This window comes from Micromonospora palomenae, assembly GCF_007829925.1.
Classification (GTDB): Bacteria; Actinomycetota; Actinomycetes; order Mycobacteriales; family Micromonosporaceae; genus Micromonospora; species Micromonospora purpureochromogenes.
Window position 1 is genome coordinate 299,010 of sequence record NZ_VIXA01000001.1, and the last position, 16,190, is coordinate 315,199.

The following is a 16,190-nucleotide window of genomic DNA, read 5'->3' on the forward strand; positions in this document are numbered from 1 at the left end:
AGTCGAAGCTACACCTGAGTGGAGCCAGGCCGCCGTGGCCGCAGGCGCCGCGAAAGCGCCCGGGGCATAAGTATCGACGTACTTGCATGTCTCAATTGAGTTCGTGTATGAAGGTGCAAAGGCACGTCCGGATGCTGGTTCCGGGGAGGAGCGACGATGAAACATGCCCTGCGCCGCCTGCGAACGGTGGCGGTCGCGCTCGGCGCCTGCACACTTGGGCTGAGCCTGCTGTCGGTACCCGCCGCCGAGGCGTACTCGGTGCGACCTCTCGCACCACACTCCGAGCGGGCACCCGAATCGGATCAGTTCTCGGCCGAGGGCGTCACCACGGTCGGTGAACTCCGCACCGTCGACGGCTCCCTGTCCTACGCCCGGGGCGGCCGGACGCAGATCATTCGGCACCCCGGTGCGGCGTACGTCAAGGTGCACTTCAGCTCACTGCGACTGGCCGACGGCGACCACGTCACCGTGTCGAGCCCCGACGGTGAGGAGAGCTACCGATACGACCGCTACCTGAACCGGGCGACCGGCTCGGACTACACCATCGACGGGCAGCCGGGCTTCTGGGCGATGTCGGTGGAGGGTGACACCGCCGTGGTGACGCTGCACAGCAGCCGCCGCTCCCGTGGCAGCGCCGCCACCATCGACCGCTTCTGGCGCGGCTACGACCGCACGGAGATCACGCAGCACAACTTCTCCACGATGTCCGTCTGCAGCACCGACGCTCGCCGTGATGTGGTCTGCTACCAGAACAGCCACCCCACCGAGTACGCCCGCGGCAACGCGGTGGCGCGGCTGCTGATCAGCGGCGGTGGGCTGTGCACCACCTGGCGGGTCGGCAACACCAACCGCATGCTGACCAACAAGCACTGCTTCTCGACGCAGTCCGCGGTCAGCGGCAGCGAGATGCAGTTCAACTACCAGTGCGCCACCTGTGGCGGCGCGAACCCTGGGCCCGGCACCAAGGTGAGCGGCGCCACCCTCTACAAGGTGAGCTCCGGCGGCTCCGGCGAACTGGACTACACCCTGTACTCGGTGAACAACTTCACCGCCATCCAAAGCTTCGGCACGCTGTACCTGGCGACGACCGCCACCAGCACCGGCACGCGGATGTACATCCCGGGGCACGGCGACGGCAGCCCGAAGCGACTGTCGATCTACGAGAACACCCAAGGTGGCACGACGTGCACCGTGCGGAACGCGAACTACAACACCTGGAACATCAGCTACAGCTGTGACACCTCTGGCGGCAACTCGGGCTCACCGGTGCTGAACGCCAGCCACCGGGTGATCGCCCTGCACCACCTCGGCGGCTGCCCGTCGAACCAGGGGGCGAAGGCCCACCTGATCTACAACGAGATCGCCAGCCTGATCGACAACGGCTGACGACTGCTGACAACGACGGGCCGTTGGGGCGCGATCCGCGCCCCAGCGGCCCTCGGTGGATTGACAGCGCATAGACGTACTGATATCTGTTAATAAGGTTATCTAATGCGTCACGGCGGTAACCGGGACCGTCCGGCGCGGCGCAGGCCACCAACCGGAGGGCGGTAGCACCGCACCCCCCATCCGAGGAGAGCCCATGCTTCGCAAGCGGACAGTCGCCCACCTTTCAGCGGCTCTGCTGGTATCCACCGCGACGGTTGGCTACGGCCTGTCGTCGGCCAGCGCCGCGTCGGCCGGGCCGATCACCGGCCTCGGGGGGAAGTGCGTCGACGTGGCCGGCGCCAACCCGGCCAACGGCACGCCGGTCCAGCTCTGGGACTGCAACGGCACCGCTGCCCAGGCATGGACGGTCGGCAATGCCGACGGCTCGGTCCGCGCGCTCGGCAAGTGCCTGGACGTCACGGCCGCGTCGACCGCCGACGGCGCCAAGGTCCAGCTGTACGACTGCAACGGCACCGGCGCCCAGAAGTGGGCCGCCAGCAACGGCGCGCTGGTCAACACCGGCTCGGGCAAGTGCCTCGACACCACGGACTGGAGCACGGCCAACGGCACCCGGTTGCAGATCTGGAGTTGCTCCGGCAACGCCAACCAGCGGTGGGTCCTGCCCGGCGGCGGTGCCACGCCCAGCCCGTCGGCCCCGGCCGGCGCCCCCCTCGACGACCCGGCGAAGAAGGACGTCGCCATGCAGCTCGTCTCGGCGGCGGAGAACTCCTCGCTCGACTGGCGCGCGCAGTTCTCCTACATCGAGGACATCGGCGACGGGCGGGGCTACACCGCCGGCATCATCGGTTTCTGCTCCGGCACGGGCGACATGCTCGCACTGGTGGAGGCTTACACGAGGACCAAGCCCGGCAACGTGTTGGCCGGGTACCTGCCGGCCCTGCGCGCCGTCAACGGCACAGACTCGCACGCCGGCCTCGACCCGTACTTCCCCCGCGACTGGCGGACCGCCGCCGCGGACCCGGTGTTCCGGGCCGCGCAGGAGGCCGAGCGGGACCGGGTGTACTTCAACCCGTCGGTACGCGACGGCAAGGCCGACGGGGTACGGGCGCTCGGGCAGTTCGCCTACTACGACGCGGCGGTGATGCACGGCTATGAGGGCATGCGGGGGATCCGCAGCCGTGCCCTCACCCGAGCGAAGCCGCCGGCGCAGGGCGGCGACGAGCGGACCTGGCTGAACGCCTTTCTTGATGAGCGGGTCGCCGAGATGAGGAAGGAGCCCGCCCACTCGGACACCTCCCGCGTGGACACCGCCCAGCGGGTCTTTCTCCACAACGGCAACTTCAACTTGAACACGCCACTAGTCTTCGCCGTCTACGGCGACCAGTACCGCATCGGCTGACGCCCGCCCCCCGGTCGCCTCCCGCGGTCGCCATGACCGCATGTCGTCCACGCCCGGGGCGGCCGGAACAGGGGGCGTGGTAGACATTCCGCGTGGTGGAGGTGAGCCAGCCCGGCGAGCGCGGCGTCGACGACGCGGTCCTGGACGCTGCCCGGGACTGTGTCCTCGCCTACGGGGTGCGTCGCACGACGCTGACGGACGTGGCCCGACGCGCCGGGGTCTCGCGGATGACGGTCTACCGGCGCTGGCCGGACGTGCAGTCGCTGATCGGGGACCTGATGAGCCGGGAGTGGCATCAGGTGCTGATGGAGGCCGCGGACGACGGGCGTGCGGGCTCGGCCCGGTCCCGCCTGGTCTCGCGGGTGGTGGCGGTGGCCCGGGTGCTACGAAGTCACCCGTTGCTGTGCAAGATCCGCGACGTCGATCCGGAGGTGCTGCTGCCGTACCTGCTCGACCGGCGCGGCAACGGCCAGGACGAGATGCTGCGGTTCCTCGTGGCGGCGCTGGTCGATGGCCACGAGGACGGCTCGGTCCGCGCCGACGATGCCGAGGTGCTGGCCCGCATGGTGTACCTGACCACGCAGTCCTTCGTGCTGTCCCTCCGCACGGTCGCCGATGACGTGCCGGTCGCCGAGTTCGACCGGGAGCTGGCCCGGCTGGTCGACGGCTACCTGCGGCCGGACTAGGGCTGCCTCGAAGTCGCTGTGTCCGCAGTACCTAGCCGCAGATGATCCGCAGCGCGCGCGGGCGGAGCGTGACGTGCACCTGGTCGCCCCGGCCGACCGGATCGCCGTCCCCGTACGCGACCACCGCTCGGTCGGCGCGTACCGTGACCGAGCTGCCGCGGTAGGACGTGACCTGCCGGCGTCCGAGGTGCCAGCCGGCGCGCATCTGTCGCAGGACGACCGGGAACAGCAGCTTCGGAGCGTGTCGGACCACGACGACGTCCAGCGCTCCGTCGTCGGGCTGCGCCATCGGGGCGATGTGCAGCCCGCGGCCGTAGTACCCGCAGTTGGCCACCACCACCGTGTAGGCGTGCAGCTCCTCCGTCCGGCCGTCCACGGTGATGGTGTACCGGGTCCGCGGCCACCGCAGCAGCGCCCGCAGCCCGGTGGTGGGATACACCAGCGACGCGGGCAGGCGTGACCGGTTGGCCAGTTCGTTGGCGGCCGCGTCGACGCCCGTGTAGACGCTGCCGACGACCGTCTGCCCGGCGACGCGGAGCACGTCGAGGTGCCGGGGCCGGCCGTGCAGCAGCAGGTCGGCGACGGCATCGGGGGAGTGCGGCAACCGCAACTGGCGGGCGAAGTCGTTGCCGCGTCCAGCCGGGATGACGCCGAGCAGGCCGCCGAGGTCGGCGACCACGCCGGCGAGCAGCCGGATGGTGCCGTCACCGCCGGCGGCGACGACCACCTCGTCGTCCTGCACTGCGGCGGCGGCGCGCTGGCGGGCCTGCTCGGCGGTCTGCGTGTACTCCACCCGGATCCGCGCGCCGGCGGCGCGGAGCTGGTGGGCCACCGGCATCACGCGGGACAGTCCTCGGCGCGCGGCCGGCCCGAGGATCACGGTGAAGGCGCGCACCTACGGCACCAGGATGCCGGGGTTGAGGATGCCGGCCGGGTCCAGCTGCTGCTTGACCGCCCGGAGCAGGTCAACGGCCACGTCTCCGATCTCGGCGGCGTACCAGGCGCGGTGGTCCGCGCCGACTCCGTGGTGGTGGCTGATCGTGGCGCCGGTGGCGGCGATCGCCTCGCTGGCCGCCGCCTTCGCCGTCCGCCAGCGGCCGATCGGGTCCGATCCGGGCGAGCAGATCACCGTGAAGTACAGCGAGGCGCCGGTCTCGTAGACGTGGGAGACGTGGCCCAGCACCAGTGCCCCGTCGGGCAGCGCGTCGAGGATCGCCTGGCGGACCCGGCCGTGCACCTCCGGCAGCGCCGACCAGTACGCCGCGGTCTCCAGCGTCTCCGCGAACGCCCCGGCGTCCAGCAGCGCGTCCCGCAGGTAGGGGGCGTCGAAGCGGTGCCGTGCCCACTGTTGCCCGGCCTCCTCACCCAGCGGCACCCCGCCGTGCGCGGCCAGCACGTCGGCGGTGGCCTCGACGGTGGGCAGGACCTCCTCGCCCTCGTACCCGACGACCAGCAGGCAGCCTCCCTCCGAGCGTCCGGAGCCGGCGGCCCCGATCATGGTCTCGATCTCGTCGGAGAGCCGCAGCAGCGTGGGTCGCGGCCCGTCCTGCGCCAGCCGCCGTACCGCGTGCAGGCCGTCGGCGAACGATTCGAACCGCCAGCCCTCGTAGTGTGACCGCGCCGGCAGCGGACGTACCCGCACGGTGACGTCGGTGATGACGCCGAGCGTCCCCTCGCTGCCCAGGAAGAGCTGTCGCAGGTCGGGACCGGCGGCCGAGGCGGGAGCCCGGCCCGCCCGGACGGTGCCGCGGGGCGTGGCGACGGTCAACCCCATCACCATGTCGTCGAAGCGGCCGTAGCCGGCCGACGCCTGGCCGGACGAGCGGGTGGCGGCGAATCCGCCGATGGTGGCGTACTCGTACGACTGGGGGACGTGGCCGAGGGTGAATCCGTGTTCGGCGAGCAGCTCGGTGGCCTGCGGGGCGCGCAGCCCCGCCTGCAGGGTGGCGGTCCGGGACACCGGGTCGACGGCGAGAAGCTGGTTCAGCCGTCCCAGGTCGAGGGCGACGTACCGAGTCGCGGCGGGGGTCAGCCCACCCACCACCGAGGTGCCGCCACCGAAGGGAACCACGGCCACCCCGAGCCGGGAGCAGATGTCGAGGACGGAGACCACCTGGCGGTGGTCGGCCGGGCGGATCACCGCCTGCGGGGCCCGGCGTACGTCACCGTGTCGCTCCCGCAACAGGTCCGGCGTCGACATTCCCGAGGCGTGGCGTACCCGGGCCTCCTGGGTGGTGATCACGTGCCCGTCGCCGACCACCTGCCGCAGCGCGTCGAGGACCGCGCCGTCCAGCTCGCAGTCCGGCACCGCAACCGCCGCCAGTGCCACGACCGACGGTGGGGGCGTCAGCTCGAGCACCTGCGCCAGCAGGCGCGACGCGGAGTCCGGCAGCTTCACGTCCTTCGCGGTTCCCCAGCGAGCCCAGCCGGCGGTCGACGCTTCCCCTCGTACATCCATGTGTGACAGAGTTACATCGGATGTCACTTGAGCGCAAGGAGGGTGTGTGAACACATCGTTGACCGGCGCAGGCCGTGACCGGGACCTGGCCGAGCTGGCCGCCGGCAACGTCGTTGACGTCCTCGTTGTCGGGCTCGGCGTCACCGGCGCCGGGGTGGCGCTCGACGCCGCGAGCCGCGGCCTGTCCGTGGTCGCCGTCGACGCCAACGACCTCGCCCACGGCACCTCCCGGTGGAGCTCCAAGCTCGTCCACGGCGGCCTGCGCTACCTCGCCCACGGCCAGGTCGGGATCGCGTACGAGAGCGCCGTCGAGCGCCACGTCCTGCTGACCCGCACCGCCCCGCACCTGACGCGTCCTCTGCCGATGCTGCTTGCCGCGACCGGCTACACCACCGGTTGGCAGGACCGCGCCGCGGCAGCCGGCCTGCGCGCCGGAGACCTGTTGCGCACCTGTGCCGGAACCTCCCGCCGGACCCTGCCGGGCACCCGCAGGCTCGGCGCGGCCGAGGCGAGCGCGATGGCACCGGCGCTGCGCCCGGCCGGCCTGCGCGGAGCGCACCTGTCCTGGGACGGCCAGCTCTGCGACGACGCCCGGCTGGTCGTCGGCCTGGCCCGCGCCGCCGCGGCGCGATCCGCCCGCATCCTGCCCCGCTGTCGGGCCACCGAACTGCACCGCGACGGCGCCACCATCGAGGACACCCTCACCGGGGCCCGTCTGCACGTCACCGCGCGCGTCGTGATCAACGCCGCCGGAGTGTGGGCGAGCAGCCTGACGCCGCACGTACGCCTGCGCCCGTCCCGCGGCACCCACATCGTCCTGTCCGCCGCCCGCCTGGGCGGGCTCTGGACCGGACTGACCATCCCGGTACCCGGGCAGTTCACCCGCTACGTCTTCGCCCTGCCCCAGACCGACGGTCTGGTCTACGCCGGGCTGACCGACGAAGCGGTGGACGGACCGGTGCCGGACGTGCCGGAGCCCGCCGAGGCCGACGTCGCATTCCTGCTCGACGTGCTCAACAGCGTCCTCGACCAGCCCCTGCTACCCGCCGACGTGCTCGGCGCCTTCGCGGGACTCCGCCCGCTGCTCGCCGACGCGGACGCCCGGACCGCCGACCTCTCCCGACGACACGCCGTCATCGACGACCCGGACGGGATCATCAGCGTGGTCGGCGGCAAGCTCACCACCTACCGACGGATGGCGGAGGACGCCGTCGACACCGCCGTCCGCCGGCGCGGCCTCGCCGCCGGCGCCTGCCGCACCCGCCGCCTCCCGCTGCCCGGCGCCGCGAGCAGGGCGCAACTGGCCCGGGTCCCCGCGCCACGCCGGCTTGTTCAGCGGTACGGCACCGAAGCGGTCGCCGTGCTGGCCGAGGCGCCGGCCGAACTCCGCCGGCCGATCGGCCCCGACATCCCGGTCACCGGCGCCGAACTGCTCTGGGCCGCCCGCCACGAGCTCGCCCTCACCGTCGACGACCTGCTCGACCGACGTACCCGGATCGGACTCGTCCCGGCACACCGCGAGGCCGCGCTGCCCGTGGCGCGGGATGTCCTCGCGCTGGCTGCCGACGGCACGGCAAACCCCACCGGAGCGTCGGCCTGAACGCGCCGGTCTGGGCGGCTAGCCGTTTGGAGTACCCCAGGCGACGTTCGTCCGGCAGCGCCACAGCCGTCCGATCGTCAGCGCCAGGCCACGCCAGAAGCCGAACCGTGCAAACGCCGAGGCCGCGTACACGCTGCAGCTCGGGGCGCTCCTTAGGGTCAAGATCGCTCCGCAGCCTAGCGCTGCGCCCAGAGCAGGGTGTGTCCGCTGCTGCCCTCGGGAACGAAGTCCTCGGAGGTGATCGTGAGCCCCGCGTGTCGCAGCCAAGCGCGGTAGGTGGCGGCGTCGGCGTGGCTCCACCACATGGCGGCGGCGCCGCCGAGCCAGTTGTCGTCCCTACCGGTCCAGGCCTCGTGGCCGACGGTGGCCAGCAGCCAGCCTCCGGGGCGTAGCCAGGTGGCGATCCGATCGATGAGCGGTGGCTGGTCGGCCAGCGGCATGTGGATGAGGGCGTAGAGGCAGACCACGGCATCGATTGACATCGGTGGCAGTTCGAGCCGAGTGGCGTCGGCGCGCAGGAACGTGCCGGTCGGCACCAGTCGGCGTGCCCGCTCGATCTGCACGTTGCTGATGTCGACTCCGGTGACGTGGTGCCCGGCATTCGCGAGGAAGCGGGCGACCGGCACGCCGCAGCCGCAGCCGAGGTCGAGGATCGTTGCTGCGGCCGGTAGGCGTCGACGCAGCTCGGCCAACCAGGGCGCGTACTGGCCGTCGTCGGCATCATCGGCGCGGTAGTGGTAGGAGAGTGCGTCGTACCCTGATCGGACCACATCACGCTCGTCGTCCCTGCTCATGCTGGATCAAGCTACGAGTCTCAGCGCCGGTTGCCGACTCGATTACTGGTGGCAATCCGGGTGCACAAGTGAACCGACGTAGGAAAGCTGGCCAGGGTCGATGCCCCATCCGTCAGCCACGTGGGTGAGTCTGCCGTGCGACCGTTCCGCCGGCGATCAGGAGAAAAAGGGAGTACACACTCCCTTCCACTTTCAACATATACCGCACCGGGGGGCTTGCGGCAAGACCCCGGTCGTGCCGCAGAATTGCCGGCCGAGCCCAGAACCAGCGGAAATGGGAGTACCGAAACATTCTCACCGGCGACGAACGCGGCGCGGGAAACGGCGGCGCCGCACTGAGTCGACGGACCTCGACTTCGCGCAGACCATCCCGTGGACCCTGCCGGGCGAACGCCCGCTCCCGGCCGAGTTGGTGGGGTTCCTGAACGCCGGTCACCACCGGGGCTTCGGCAGCCCGCCCGTGCGCGCTCAATCAACGCCACGCACTCGCCTCCCATTGCCAGCACACCAGATCGGAGCTGATGACGTGAATTCGCTGACCGCCAGCGCGTTCGACCTTCCCGACCGGCTCGCGGCCAAGGCCGATCCGGCGCTGATCGCCCGCGACGAGCAGCACTTCGCGGCCCTCGCGGAGAGCCTGGAGCAGTCGATCGCCGATCTGTCCGACCGCCTCGACGCCGCGCGCAAGGCGCCCGGCGGCAAGGGCCGGCAGGCGGTGGACCGGGACCAGGAGGTCCGCCGGCTGACCGCCCGCCTGCGTGCCCTGCGTCGTTTCGGTGTGGATCTGTGCATCGGCCGCATGGTCAGCGCGGACAACCCCGAGCCGGTGTACGTCGGGCGACGTGGCCTCACGGACAGCGCGGGTCGCCGGCTGCTGCTCGACTGGCGCTCCCCGGCGGCGGCGCCGTTCTTCGGAGCGACCCACGCCAACCCGATGGGTCTGGCGAGCCGCCGCAGGTATCGCTGGACCCGTGGCCGGATCAGCGACTACTGGGACGAGGTGTTCACCGCGGACGGGTTGGAAGGGCATGCCGCGCTCGACGACCAGTCCGCCTTCATCGCCAGCCTGGGCAGCAGCCGGTCGGCCCGGATGCGGGACGTGCTCGGCACGATCCAGGCCGACCAGGACGCCATCATCCGCGCGGGATCGAGCGGCGCGCTCGTCGTCGACGGCGGTCCGGGTACGGGCAAGACCGTCGTCGCCCTGCACCGCACCGCCTACCTCCGCTACGCCGACCCTCGCCTCGGTCACCGCCGGGGCGGCGTGCTGTTCGTCGGTCCGCACCAGCCCTACCTCGCCTACGTCGCCGACGTCCTCCCCAGCCTCGGCGAGGAGGACGTGCAGACCTGCACCCTGCGGGACCTCGTGCCCGAGGGTGCGGCGGCAACCATCGAGACCGACCCCGACGTGGCCCTCCTGAAGTCGTCCGCGGACCTGGTGAAGGCGATCGAGGCGGCCGTCAGGTTCTACGAGGAGCCGCCCACCACACCGATGACGGTCACGACCGACGAGTCCGACATCCGGCTGAGCGCCGACGACTGGGCCGAGGCGTTCGAGGCACCGGATCCCGGCACCCCGCACAACGAGGCGCGTGACGAGATCTGGGAAGAACTGCTGACGATCCTGCTGGAGAAGTACGACGGCGATGAGCCGGATGACCTGGTCCGCAGGTCGCTGATGCGGAACCGGGAACTGCTCACGACCTTCAACCGCGCCTGGCCGCTGCTCGAAGCGACCGACCTCGTCGGAGACCTGTGGTCGGTGCCCGCCTACCTGCGTAGGTGCGCTCCCTGGCTCAGCGCGGACGACATTCGGAAGCTGCAGCGCGACAACGCCCAGGCCTGGACGGTGTCCGACCTGCCGTACCTGGACGCGGCACGGCAGCGGCTCGGCGATCCGGAGGCGTCAGGGCGTAAGCGTCGGCATGAGGCCATGATCGCCGTCGAACGCGCGCGGATGGCCACGGTCGTCGACGAGCTGATCGAGGCCCACGCCTATGACGACGGTGAAGGTGTGCTGTCGAGCCTGCGCCAACTGGATCTCCAGGATGCTCTGGTCGACGAGACCGCCCTGCCCAGCACCGACCGGGACCTGCTCGCCGGCCCGTTCGCGCACATCGTCGTGGACGAGGCGCAGGAACTGACCGACGCGGAGTGGCAGATGTTGCTGCTGCGCTGCCCGTCCCGGAGCTTCACCATCGTCGGGGACCGCGCCCAGGCCCGGCACGGGTTCACGGAGTCGTGGCAGGAACGGCTCGAGCGGATCGGGCTCGACCGGATCAACCCGGCCTCCCTGAGCATCAACTACCGGACGCCGGAAGAGGTCATGGCGGAAGCCGAGCCGGTCATCCGGGCCGTACTGCCGGACGCCAACGTGCCGACCTCCATCCGCAGCAGCGGCGTCCCCGTCGTACACGGATCTGCCTCTGATCTGCACTCGATCCTCGACGCCTGGCTCGCGGCGCACGCCGACGGGATCGCCTGCGTCATCGGCGACCCCACATTCCAGCCGACGTCCCGCGTCCGGTCGCTGACCCCGGAACTGTCGAAGGGGCTCGAGTTCGACCTGGTCGTCCTCATCGATCCGGAGGCATTCGGCGAAGGCATCGAAGGAGCGGTCGACCGCTATGTCGCGATGACCCGAGCCACTCAACAACTCGTCATCCTCACGAGATCCTGACAACGTGATCGCTGAACAGGACGGCCGTCCTGCGCCCCGGATCTGCCAGCTTGCTTCCTGCCATCTGCGACCTGCCCGGTCAGCCGCTGGTCAGGCACCTGTCGTCGAGCCGAAGAGCAGGTCGAGGTGGGCATCCAACGCATCCAACGCCTGCTCGGTGGTGTACTGCCCGCCGAGCAGATAGACGCCCAGCCCTTCCATCAGCGCCAGCAGGCCGGCCGCGGCGGCGACAGCGTTTCGAGGCGGGAGGAGGCTGGCGATGAACCCGGTCAGCTGCGCGGTGTCCTCGCGCAGAGTGGGCGCGGCCGCCGGTCGCACCGCGGTGTAGGCGAGGAATGCCAGCGCCACCCGTCCATCGTCGCGGGTCCGCTCGTCGAGCGGCAACAGCGCGGCGATCATCGTGCGCAGCAACAGCCGAGGGGAGGGGTTCTCGCCCAGTCGCGCCATCGCCTCGGTGACCCGGATCTGGCCACGCTCGCGGACCACGGCCAACGCGAACGCCATCATCTCGTCCTTGGTGCGGAAGTAGTGCTGGACCATCCCGGCGGACACGCCGGCCTCGGCAGCCACGTGACGGAGGCTCACGGCCTCCAGGCCCTGCTCCGCGGCGACGCGCATCAAGGCGTCAGCGATGAGAGTGCGTCGCTCCTGGCGATCGACCTTCTTGGGCATGACCTCGATCGTTTCACAGTGGGTGACCCGGACACTCCGCCAGCGGGCGGCGCTACCGGCTGACGGTTCCGGTCGCGGGGGTGCCCCGGGCGCTGCGCAGGAGGCCGTCGGGGTCGTCGGCGTACAGCCGCAACTCGTCCATCGGCTCGGACCGGCCCTTGGGCAGGTGGAAGGTCGTCGGCCGGCGCAGCAGGACGTCGATGCTCGTCTGGCTGCCGACCGAGATGTACAGCACCCGGCGATCCCCTTCCTGCTCGACCTGCACGGATTTGCTGGAGGGCAGCGAGCGGTGACGCTTGCGGAGGGCCTCGACGTCCGTCCATGGGATCCAGATGTCGATGCCCGAACTCAGCCGGACCCGCAGGCCGGTGTCACCAACGAGGTGCGGGTGGATCTGCATGCTCGCGTAGAGGCCGGCCATCCAGAGCAGACCCCAGATGCCGAGGACGAGCACGATCCAGCGGGCCGGCCCCCACGGCACCACGTTGGTGACGATCAGGTCGAAGATCGGAATCTCCACGATCGACAGGGCGATGAAGATTCCGAGGATGGGCTTGACCACGCCCAGGTAGCCGAACGGCTCATCGCCCGGCGCCAGCGGCAGCGGCTTGCGCCGCGCCCACACGTACAGGCTGCGCCACATCGCGGCCTCCATCGCGGCCGCCCGGCGCAGCAGCGGGCCCACCTTCGCCCCGGTCGGGGCATTCCTGTCGGTCATGGTCGTCCTCGCGGTAGTGAGCGGGCGGTCAGTGGACGGTGACGGTCCCGGCGCCGCCGTCCACGGTGACGAGCTGACCGGTGGAGATCGTCCGCGTGGCGTCGGGCACGCAGATGACGGCGGGGATGCCGTACTCCCGGGCCACGGTGGGGCCGTGCGCCATGACCGCGCCGGTCTCGGTGATCAGCGCCGAAGCGGTGAGGAACAGCGGGGTCCAGCCGGGGTCGGTGGTCGCGGCGACCAGGATCTCGCCGGGCTCGATGTGGGCGGTGGCCGGGTCGTGGACGACCCGGGCGGGGCCGGTCACCCGGCCCGCCGACGCGCCCACGCCGACGATGGTGCCGTCGAGGGCGGGCGCCGCCGGCAGTACGGTCTCGACGTCGGTGCCGTCGGAGAGCAGCGCCACCGGCACCGCCCTGCGGCGCGACTCCCTGCGGTGTACCGCCCGGCGGGCGGCGACCGTCACCCGGTGATCGATGCTCCGGTGCACCGCGGCGTGCACCTCGTCGAGGGTCAGGAACATGATGTCGTCGGGCTGCTCCAGCAGCCCGGCGCCGTGCAGGTCGGCCCCGATGAGCAGCAGTTGCCGGCGCGTCTCCCGCAGCGGGTACAGGCCAGCGAACTTGCCGGCCTCGCGCAGGCCGGCCAACGACCGGGCCCGGCGCAGCAGGAACCCGGCTATCGTGCCGCGTAACGGCCGCCGACGGCGGGCCCGCCTGATCAGCTCCTCGAGAGCGGCCTCGGCCGCGGCGGCGGCCCGTTGGAAGCGCCGATCGGGCCCCTGTTGCGGATCGGTGACCCGCAGGTAGTTGGCGATCGCCGCGAAGACCGGTGCCGGATCCTCCGCCCAGCGCGGTACGCCGAGGTCGACCTCGGCGACGCCGCGATGACCGTAGGCGTCCAGGAAGCCGTCCATCCCGACGTCGGGCAGCGTCCCGCGCAGATACCGCGCGGCCAGCTCGTCCGGCGGGGTGTCGAGCAGGAGTTGACGGTGTTCCCCCGCGCCCTGAGCGAGCCGCCAGAGCGCCAGGTTCATCTCGATGGTGACGTTGTGCGGCATCCCGCCCAGCACGGTGTGGATCTCATCCGGGCTCGCGACGCCCTTGAGCAACGAAGCCGGCAACGCGGCGGCCAGCATCCCGGTGACGATCGGCCACATGATCGCGTCAGCGCCGTTCTCGGAGCCCCGCGCCTGCAGGAAGCGGAGCCGGTCGGCGGCGGTCCGCAGGTCGGCGGGGGCCGCCGACCCCACTTTCATCTCCTCGATCGCCCGGAACATTCGAATCCGCGCCGCGTCGGGACGGGCCAGCGCGCGCACGATCCCCACCACCGCGCGGCCGGCCGTCCGCAGGGACGCGGCCCCCGGCGCCGCGCCGCGCTCGGTGCTGCCCTTGGTCGGCGCGAACCGCGGATCCGCCAGGACGTGCTGCATCACCGCTTGTGCCCGCGGGCCGAAGTCGACCGCCAGGAGCTTGACCAGCCGCTTGCGGGATGACCTGCTCCGGGCCAGCTCGGTCAGGTCACCGTAGAGGCGACCGCCGATGTCGACGATCTCGACCCGGACGCCGAGCGAGGCGAGCATCGCCGCGATGTGTGATTGCAGGGTCGACATGCCCATCGGGGTGACCGGTTGCAGCATCCCCTGGACGTGGCCGAACTCCAGGTAGACCCGGGGGAGGGGCTTCCCGGTCTCCGGAGGGAGGGGGAACAGGCTGGTGATCGGCCGCGATTGCAGCAACCACAGCACGCCGTCTCCGTCGAACGCCCACTCCACGTCCTGCGGGCAGCCGAAGTGACCCTGCAGCCGCTCACCTGTTGCTCGCAGCTCCGCCAGGTGCGCGGATGTCAGACATCCACCGTCGGCTCGGGTCACACCGTCGAGGACGTAGTGATCTACCGTCACCGCCCCGTCCACCACCGTCGTGCCGAGACCCGGCGCGGCGTCGACCGCCATCTCGTCGCGGCGACCGGTCACCGGGTTCGCGGTGAACAACACCCCCGCCACAGAAGGGGCGACCATGCGCTGCACGACGACGGCCATCCGCACCGCCTGATGATCGATCTGGCGGGCGTCGCGGTAGGCGGTCGCGCGGACGGTGTGCAGCGAATCCCAGCACTTCCTGATCGCGGCGATCAGGTCCGAGGTGCCCGTGACGTTCAGGACGGTGTCCTGCTGGCCGGCGAAACTCGCCTCCGGCAGGTCCTCCGCGGTGGCGCTGGAGCGCACCGCCACCGGGCCCGCACCGAGCCGCTCGTACGCGGCGACGATCTCCGCCTCCGGAATGACGCCGAGCCGGTGAGCCTCGGCGGTGACGCAGAACCCCTCGGGGACCCGCTCGCCTCGCCGGATCAGCTCGCCCAGGCCGGCCGCCTTGCCGCCGACCAGGTCGACCATTTCGGCGGTTGCCTCGGACAACGCCATCACGTGCATGTGGGCCTTCTCTCTATGCAATGCATCTGCATTGCGTCCCACGCTACCCGGTTGGCGATGCGACTGCAATGTCACCGCGAGGATGGGTCATCCTCGGCAAGCCCGCCGCCCGAGCTCCCCGCGTCAGGCGGGCAGTGGCCAGCCGGGCGTGGCCAGTAGGGCTCCGTCGTCGCCGACGAGCAGGGCCTCGTACCCGGGTAGCGTGGCGAGCCACGTCACTGCCTCAGGCCCCTGCGCGGCCGCTGCGGTGGCGTACACGTCCGCCCAGGTCAGGGACGGCCCGATGACGGTGATCGAGCGCAGGCCCCGGGCGGGGGCGCCGGTGTGCGGATCGACGATGTGCGCTCCGCGGTGTGCACTGCCCGAGGTCGCGACGGCCCCGTCGACGACCTCGATGGCGGTGAGGAGCTGATCGGGCTGTGCCGGATCCTCCACGCCCACGCGCCAGGATCCGCGTACCGTCATGTCCCCGCCGGCGTTCAGGTAGAACTCGTACCCGTCCAGGTGCTGCGCGGCGCGCTCGACGGCCCAGCCCTTGACGAGGCCGGACGGGTCGAAGCGGGTGCCACCGCCCGGTTCGGGAAGGTAGGCGTTGAAGTAGCCGTCGGTACGCTGTCGCGCCTGCTCACACAGGTCGAGTACGACGTCGACCAACGGATGGTGTACCGGTTCTCCCCGGTTCAGCGCGCTCACCCGGCTGTCCGGGCGGTACGTGCTGAAGATGGCGTCCATCCGGCGCAGTTCGGCGAAGGCCCCGGCGACGGCGTGTGCCGCCGCCGGGGAGTCGGCGTCGGGGCCACGTAGGTGCACGCTGACGGGCAGACCCATGATCTGCTCGACGAACGCCTGCCTGGTCACGGCTTGGCCTTGAACTGAGCGGAGTCCAGCGCGGCCTGCAGCGACTCGGTGTAGCCCTCGCTGGTCAGCGTCGCCCCGGACACCGCGTCGATCTGCGCGCTCTGCGCCGCGAGCGCCTCCGTGCGCAGCTGCGGCACCGCGTGCTTGTTGATCTCGCGGGAGCGGTTGTTGTCGTTCGGCACCGTCACCGGGCTGATGTCGGTGATCCGGCCGCCGCTGATGCTGGCCTGCACCTGGACGTTCCCCCGCTTCGTCTGCACCACGGGGCCGTCGGCGACGGTGGTGGAACCGGACCGTGCGACGGTGCCCTTTGACGTCCCGGGGTCCGCCGGCGCACCGGCGCCGATCCCCACGCCCGGCGCGCTGGCGCCGTCAACGGTTCCGGCCGAAAGCGAGCTGCCGGGTCCGGTCGACGTCTTGTAGCTGAAGAGAAGTACCACCACGGCGATCGTGGCGAGGAACCACATCGTGATCTTACGCATGTCGTCCTCCTCGGGTCGGATTG

General features: G+C 71.2%; 14 protein-coding genes. 5 read left to right on the forward strand and 9 right to left on the reverse strand.

Annotated features, from left to right (window positions below):
- Positions 1 to 156 precede the first annotated feature (156 nt).
- The 3 genes from FHX75_RS01305 (at position 157) to FHX75_RS01315 (ending at position 3,474) form a co-directional block, all read left to right on the forward strand.
- Positions 157 to 1,386 carry a trypsin-like serine peptidase gene (locus FHX75_RS01305; protein ID WP_154936256.1) on the forward strand — a complete coding sequence of 410 codons (1,230 nt, stop codon included), beginning with the start codon at positions 157 to 159 and terminating at the stop codon, positions 1,384 to 1,386.
- A 196-nt stretch (positions 1,387 to 1,582) separates the two neighbouring features.
- Complete coding sequence (locus FHX75_RS01310; RefSeq protein ID WP_170285267.1) at positions 1,583 to 2,788, forward strand: chitosanase; 1,206 nt, start codon at positions 1,583 to 1,585, stop codon at positions 2,786 to 2,788.
- Between the two features lie 92 nt (positions 2,789 to 2,880).
- Positions 2,881 to 3,474: a TetR/AcrR family transcriptional regulator gene (locus tag FHX75_RS01315; protein WP_154936257.1), complete on the forward strand. Its 594-nt coding sequence runs from the start codon at positions 2,881 to 2,883 to the stop codon at positions 3,472 to 3,474.
- A 31-nt stretch (positions 3,475 to 3,505) separates the two neighbouring features.
- Here FHX75_RS01315 and FHX75_RS01320 read toward each other — a convergent pair whose 3' ends face one another.
- Entirely contained in the window at positions 3,506 to 4,369 is an 864-nt protein-coding gene (locus FHX75_RS01320; RefSeq protein ID WP_154936258.1) for a diacylglycerol/lipid kinase family protein, read from the reverse strand.
- Positions 4,370 to 5,932 (reverse strand): FAD-binding oxidoreductase, encoded by a 1,563-nt coding sequence (locus FHX75_RS01325; protein ID WP_154936259.1) that lies wholly within the window; start codon positions 5,930 to 5,932, stop codon positions 4,370 to 4,372.
- A 46-nt stretch (positions 5,933 to 5,978) separates the two neighbouring features.
- On the opposite strand from FHX75_RS01325, the gene FHX75_RS01330 reads away from it, so the two are divergent.
- On the forward strand, positions 5,979 to 7,532 hold the full coding sequence (locus FHX75_RS01330; protein WP_154936260.1) for a glycerol-3-phosphate dehydrogenase/oxidase: 1,554 nt from the start codon (positions 5,979 to 5,981) through the stop codon (positions 7,530 to 7,532).
- 18 nt (positions 7,533 to 7,550) lie between these two features.
- Here the strand turns inward: FHX75_RS01330 and yidD are convergent, their stop codons facing one another.
- Positions 7,551 to 7,799 carry a membrane protein insertion efficiency factor YidD gene (yidD, locus tag FHX75_RS32150; RefSeq protein ID WP_154936261.1) on the reverse strand — a complete coding sequence of 83 codons (249 nt, stop codon included), beginning with the start codon at positions 7,797 to 7,799 and terminating at the stop codon, positions 7,551 to 7,553.
- Positions 7,709 to 8,326 (reverse strand): class I SAM-dependent methyltransferase, encoded by a 618-nt coding sequence (locus FHX75_RS01340; protein WP_154936262.1) that lies wholly within the window; start codon positions 8,324 to 8,326, stop codon positions 7,709 to 7,711. Before FHX75_RS01340 ends, yidD begins: the two co-directional genes overlap by 91 nt.
- Before the next feature lie 124 nt (positions 8,327 to 8,450).
- Here FHX75_RS01340 and helR point away from each other — a divergent pair, with 124 nt between their 5' ends.
- Positions 8,451 to 11,006: an RNA polymerase recycling motor ATPase HelR gene (helR, locus tag FHX75_RS01345; RefSeq protein ID WP_425463463.1), complete on the forward strand. Its 2,556-nt coding sequence runs from the start codon at positions 8,451 to 8,453 to the stop codon at positions 11,004 to 11,006.
- 90 nt (positions 11,007 to 11,096) lie between these two features.
- Here helR and FHX75_RS01350 read toward each other — a convergent pair whose 3' ends face one another.
- From FHX75_RS01350 to FHX75_RS01370, 5 genes are all read right to left on the reverse strand, one after another.
- Complete coding sequence (locus tag FHX75_RS01350) at positions 11,097 to 11,678, reverse strand: TetR/AcrR family transcriptional regulator (RefSeq protein ID WP_154936263.1); 582 nt, start codon at positions 11,676 to 11,678, stop codon at positions 11,097 to 11,099.
- 52 nt (positions 11,679 to 11,730) lie between these two features.
- A complete protein-coding gene (locus FHX75_RS01355) occupies positions 11,731 to 12,396 on the reverse strand; it encodes a hypothetical protein (protein ID WP_154936264.1) in 666 nt (221 codons plus the stop codon).
- 28 nt (positions 12,397 to 12,424) lie between these two features.
- The gene (locus tag FHX75_RS01360; RefSeq protein ID WP_154936265.1) at positions 12,425 to 14,827 is read right to left on the reverse strand and encodes a PEP/pyruvate-binding domain-containing protein; all 2,403 of its coding nucleotides are present in this window, start codon (positions 14,825 to 14,827) and stop codon (positions 12,425 to 12,427) included.
- Between the two features lie 123 nt (positions 14,828 to 14,950).
- Complete coding sequence (locus tag FHX75_RS01365; protein WP_211364286.1) at positions 14,951 to 15,685, reverse strand: FAD:protein FMN transferase; 735 nt, start codon at positions 15,683 to 15,685, stop codon at positions 14,951 to 14,953.
- Positions 15,682 to 16,167 carry an FMN-binding protein gene (locus FHX75_RS01370; protein WP_154936266.1) on the reverse strand — a complete coding sequence of 162 codons (486 nt, stop codon included), beginning with the start codon at positions 16,165 to 16,167 and terminating at the stop codon, positions 15,682 to 15,684. The genes FHX75_RS01365 and FHX75_RS01370 overlap by 4 nt, the downstream gene beginning before the upstream one ends.
- Positions 16,168 to 16,190 lie beyond the last annotated feature (23 nt).

Excerpts from the sequence above, each read along its gene's own strand:
- FHX75_RS01305 (WP_154936256.1), top strand. The coding sequence starts at position 157 with ATGAAACATGCCCTGCGCCGCCTGCGAACGGTGGCGGTCGCGCTCGGC.
- FHX75_RS01310 (WP_170285267.1), top strand. The coding sequence starts at position 1,583 with ATGCTTCGCAAGCGGACAGTCGCCCACCTTTCAGCGGCTCTGCTGGTA.
- FHX75_RS01325 (WP_154936259.1), bottom strand. The coding sequence starts at position 5,932 with ATGGATGTACGAGGGGAAGCGTCGACCGCCGGCTGGGCTCGCTGGGGA.
- FHX75_RS01340 (WP_154936262.1), bottom strand. The coding sequence starts at position 8,326 with ATGAGCAGGGACGACGAGCGTGATGTGGTCCGATCAGGGTACGACGCA.
- FHX75_RS01350 (WP_154936263.1), bottom strand. The coding sequence starts at position 11,678 with ATGCCCAAGAAGGTCGATCGCCAGGAGCGACGCACTCTCATCGCTGAC.
- FHX75_RS01355 (WP_154936264.1), bottom strand. The coding sequence starts at position 12,396 with ATGACCGACAGGAATGCCCCGACCGGGGCGAAGGTGGGCCCGCTGCTG.
- FHX75_RS01360 (WP_154936265.1), bottom strand. The coding sequence starts at position 14,827 with ATGCACGTGATGGCGTTGTCCGAGGCAACCGCCGAAATGGTCGACCTG.
- FHX75_RS01370 (WP_154936266.1), bottom strand. The coding sequence starts at position 16,167 with ATGCGTAAGATCACGATGTGGTTCCTCGCCACGATCGCCGTGGTGGTA.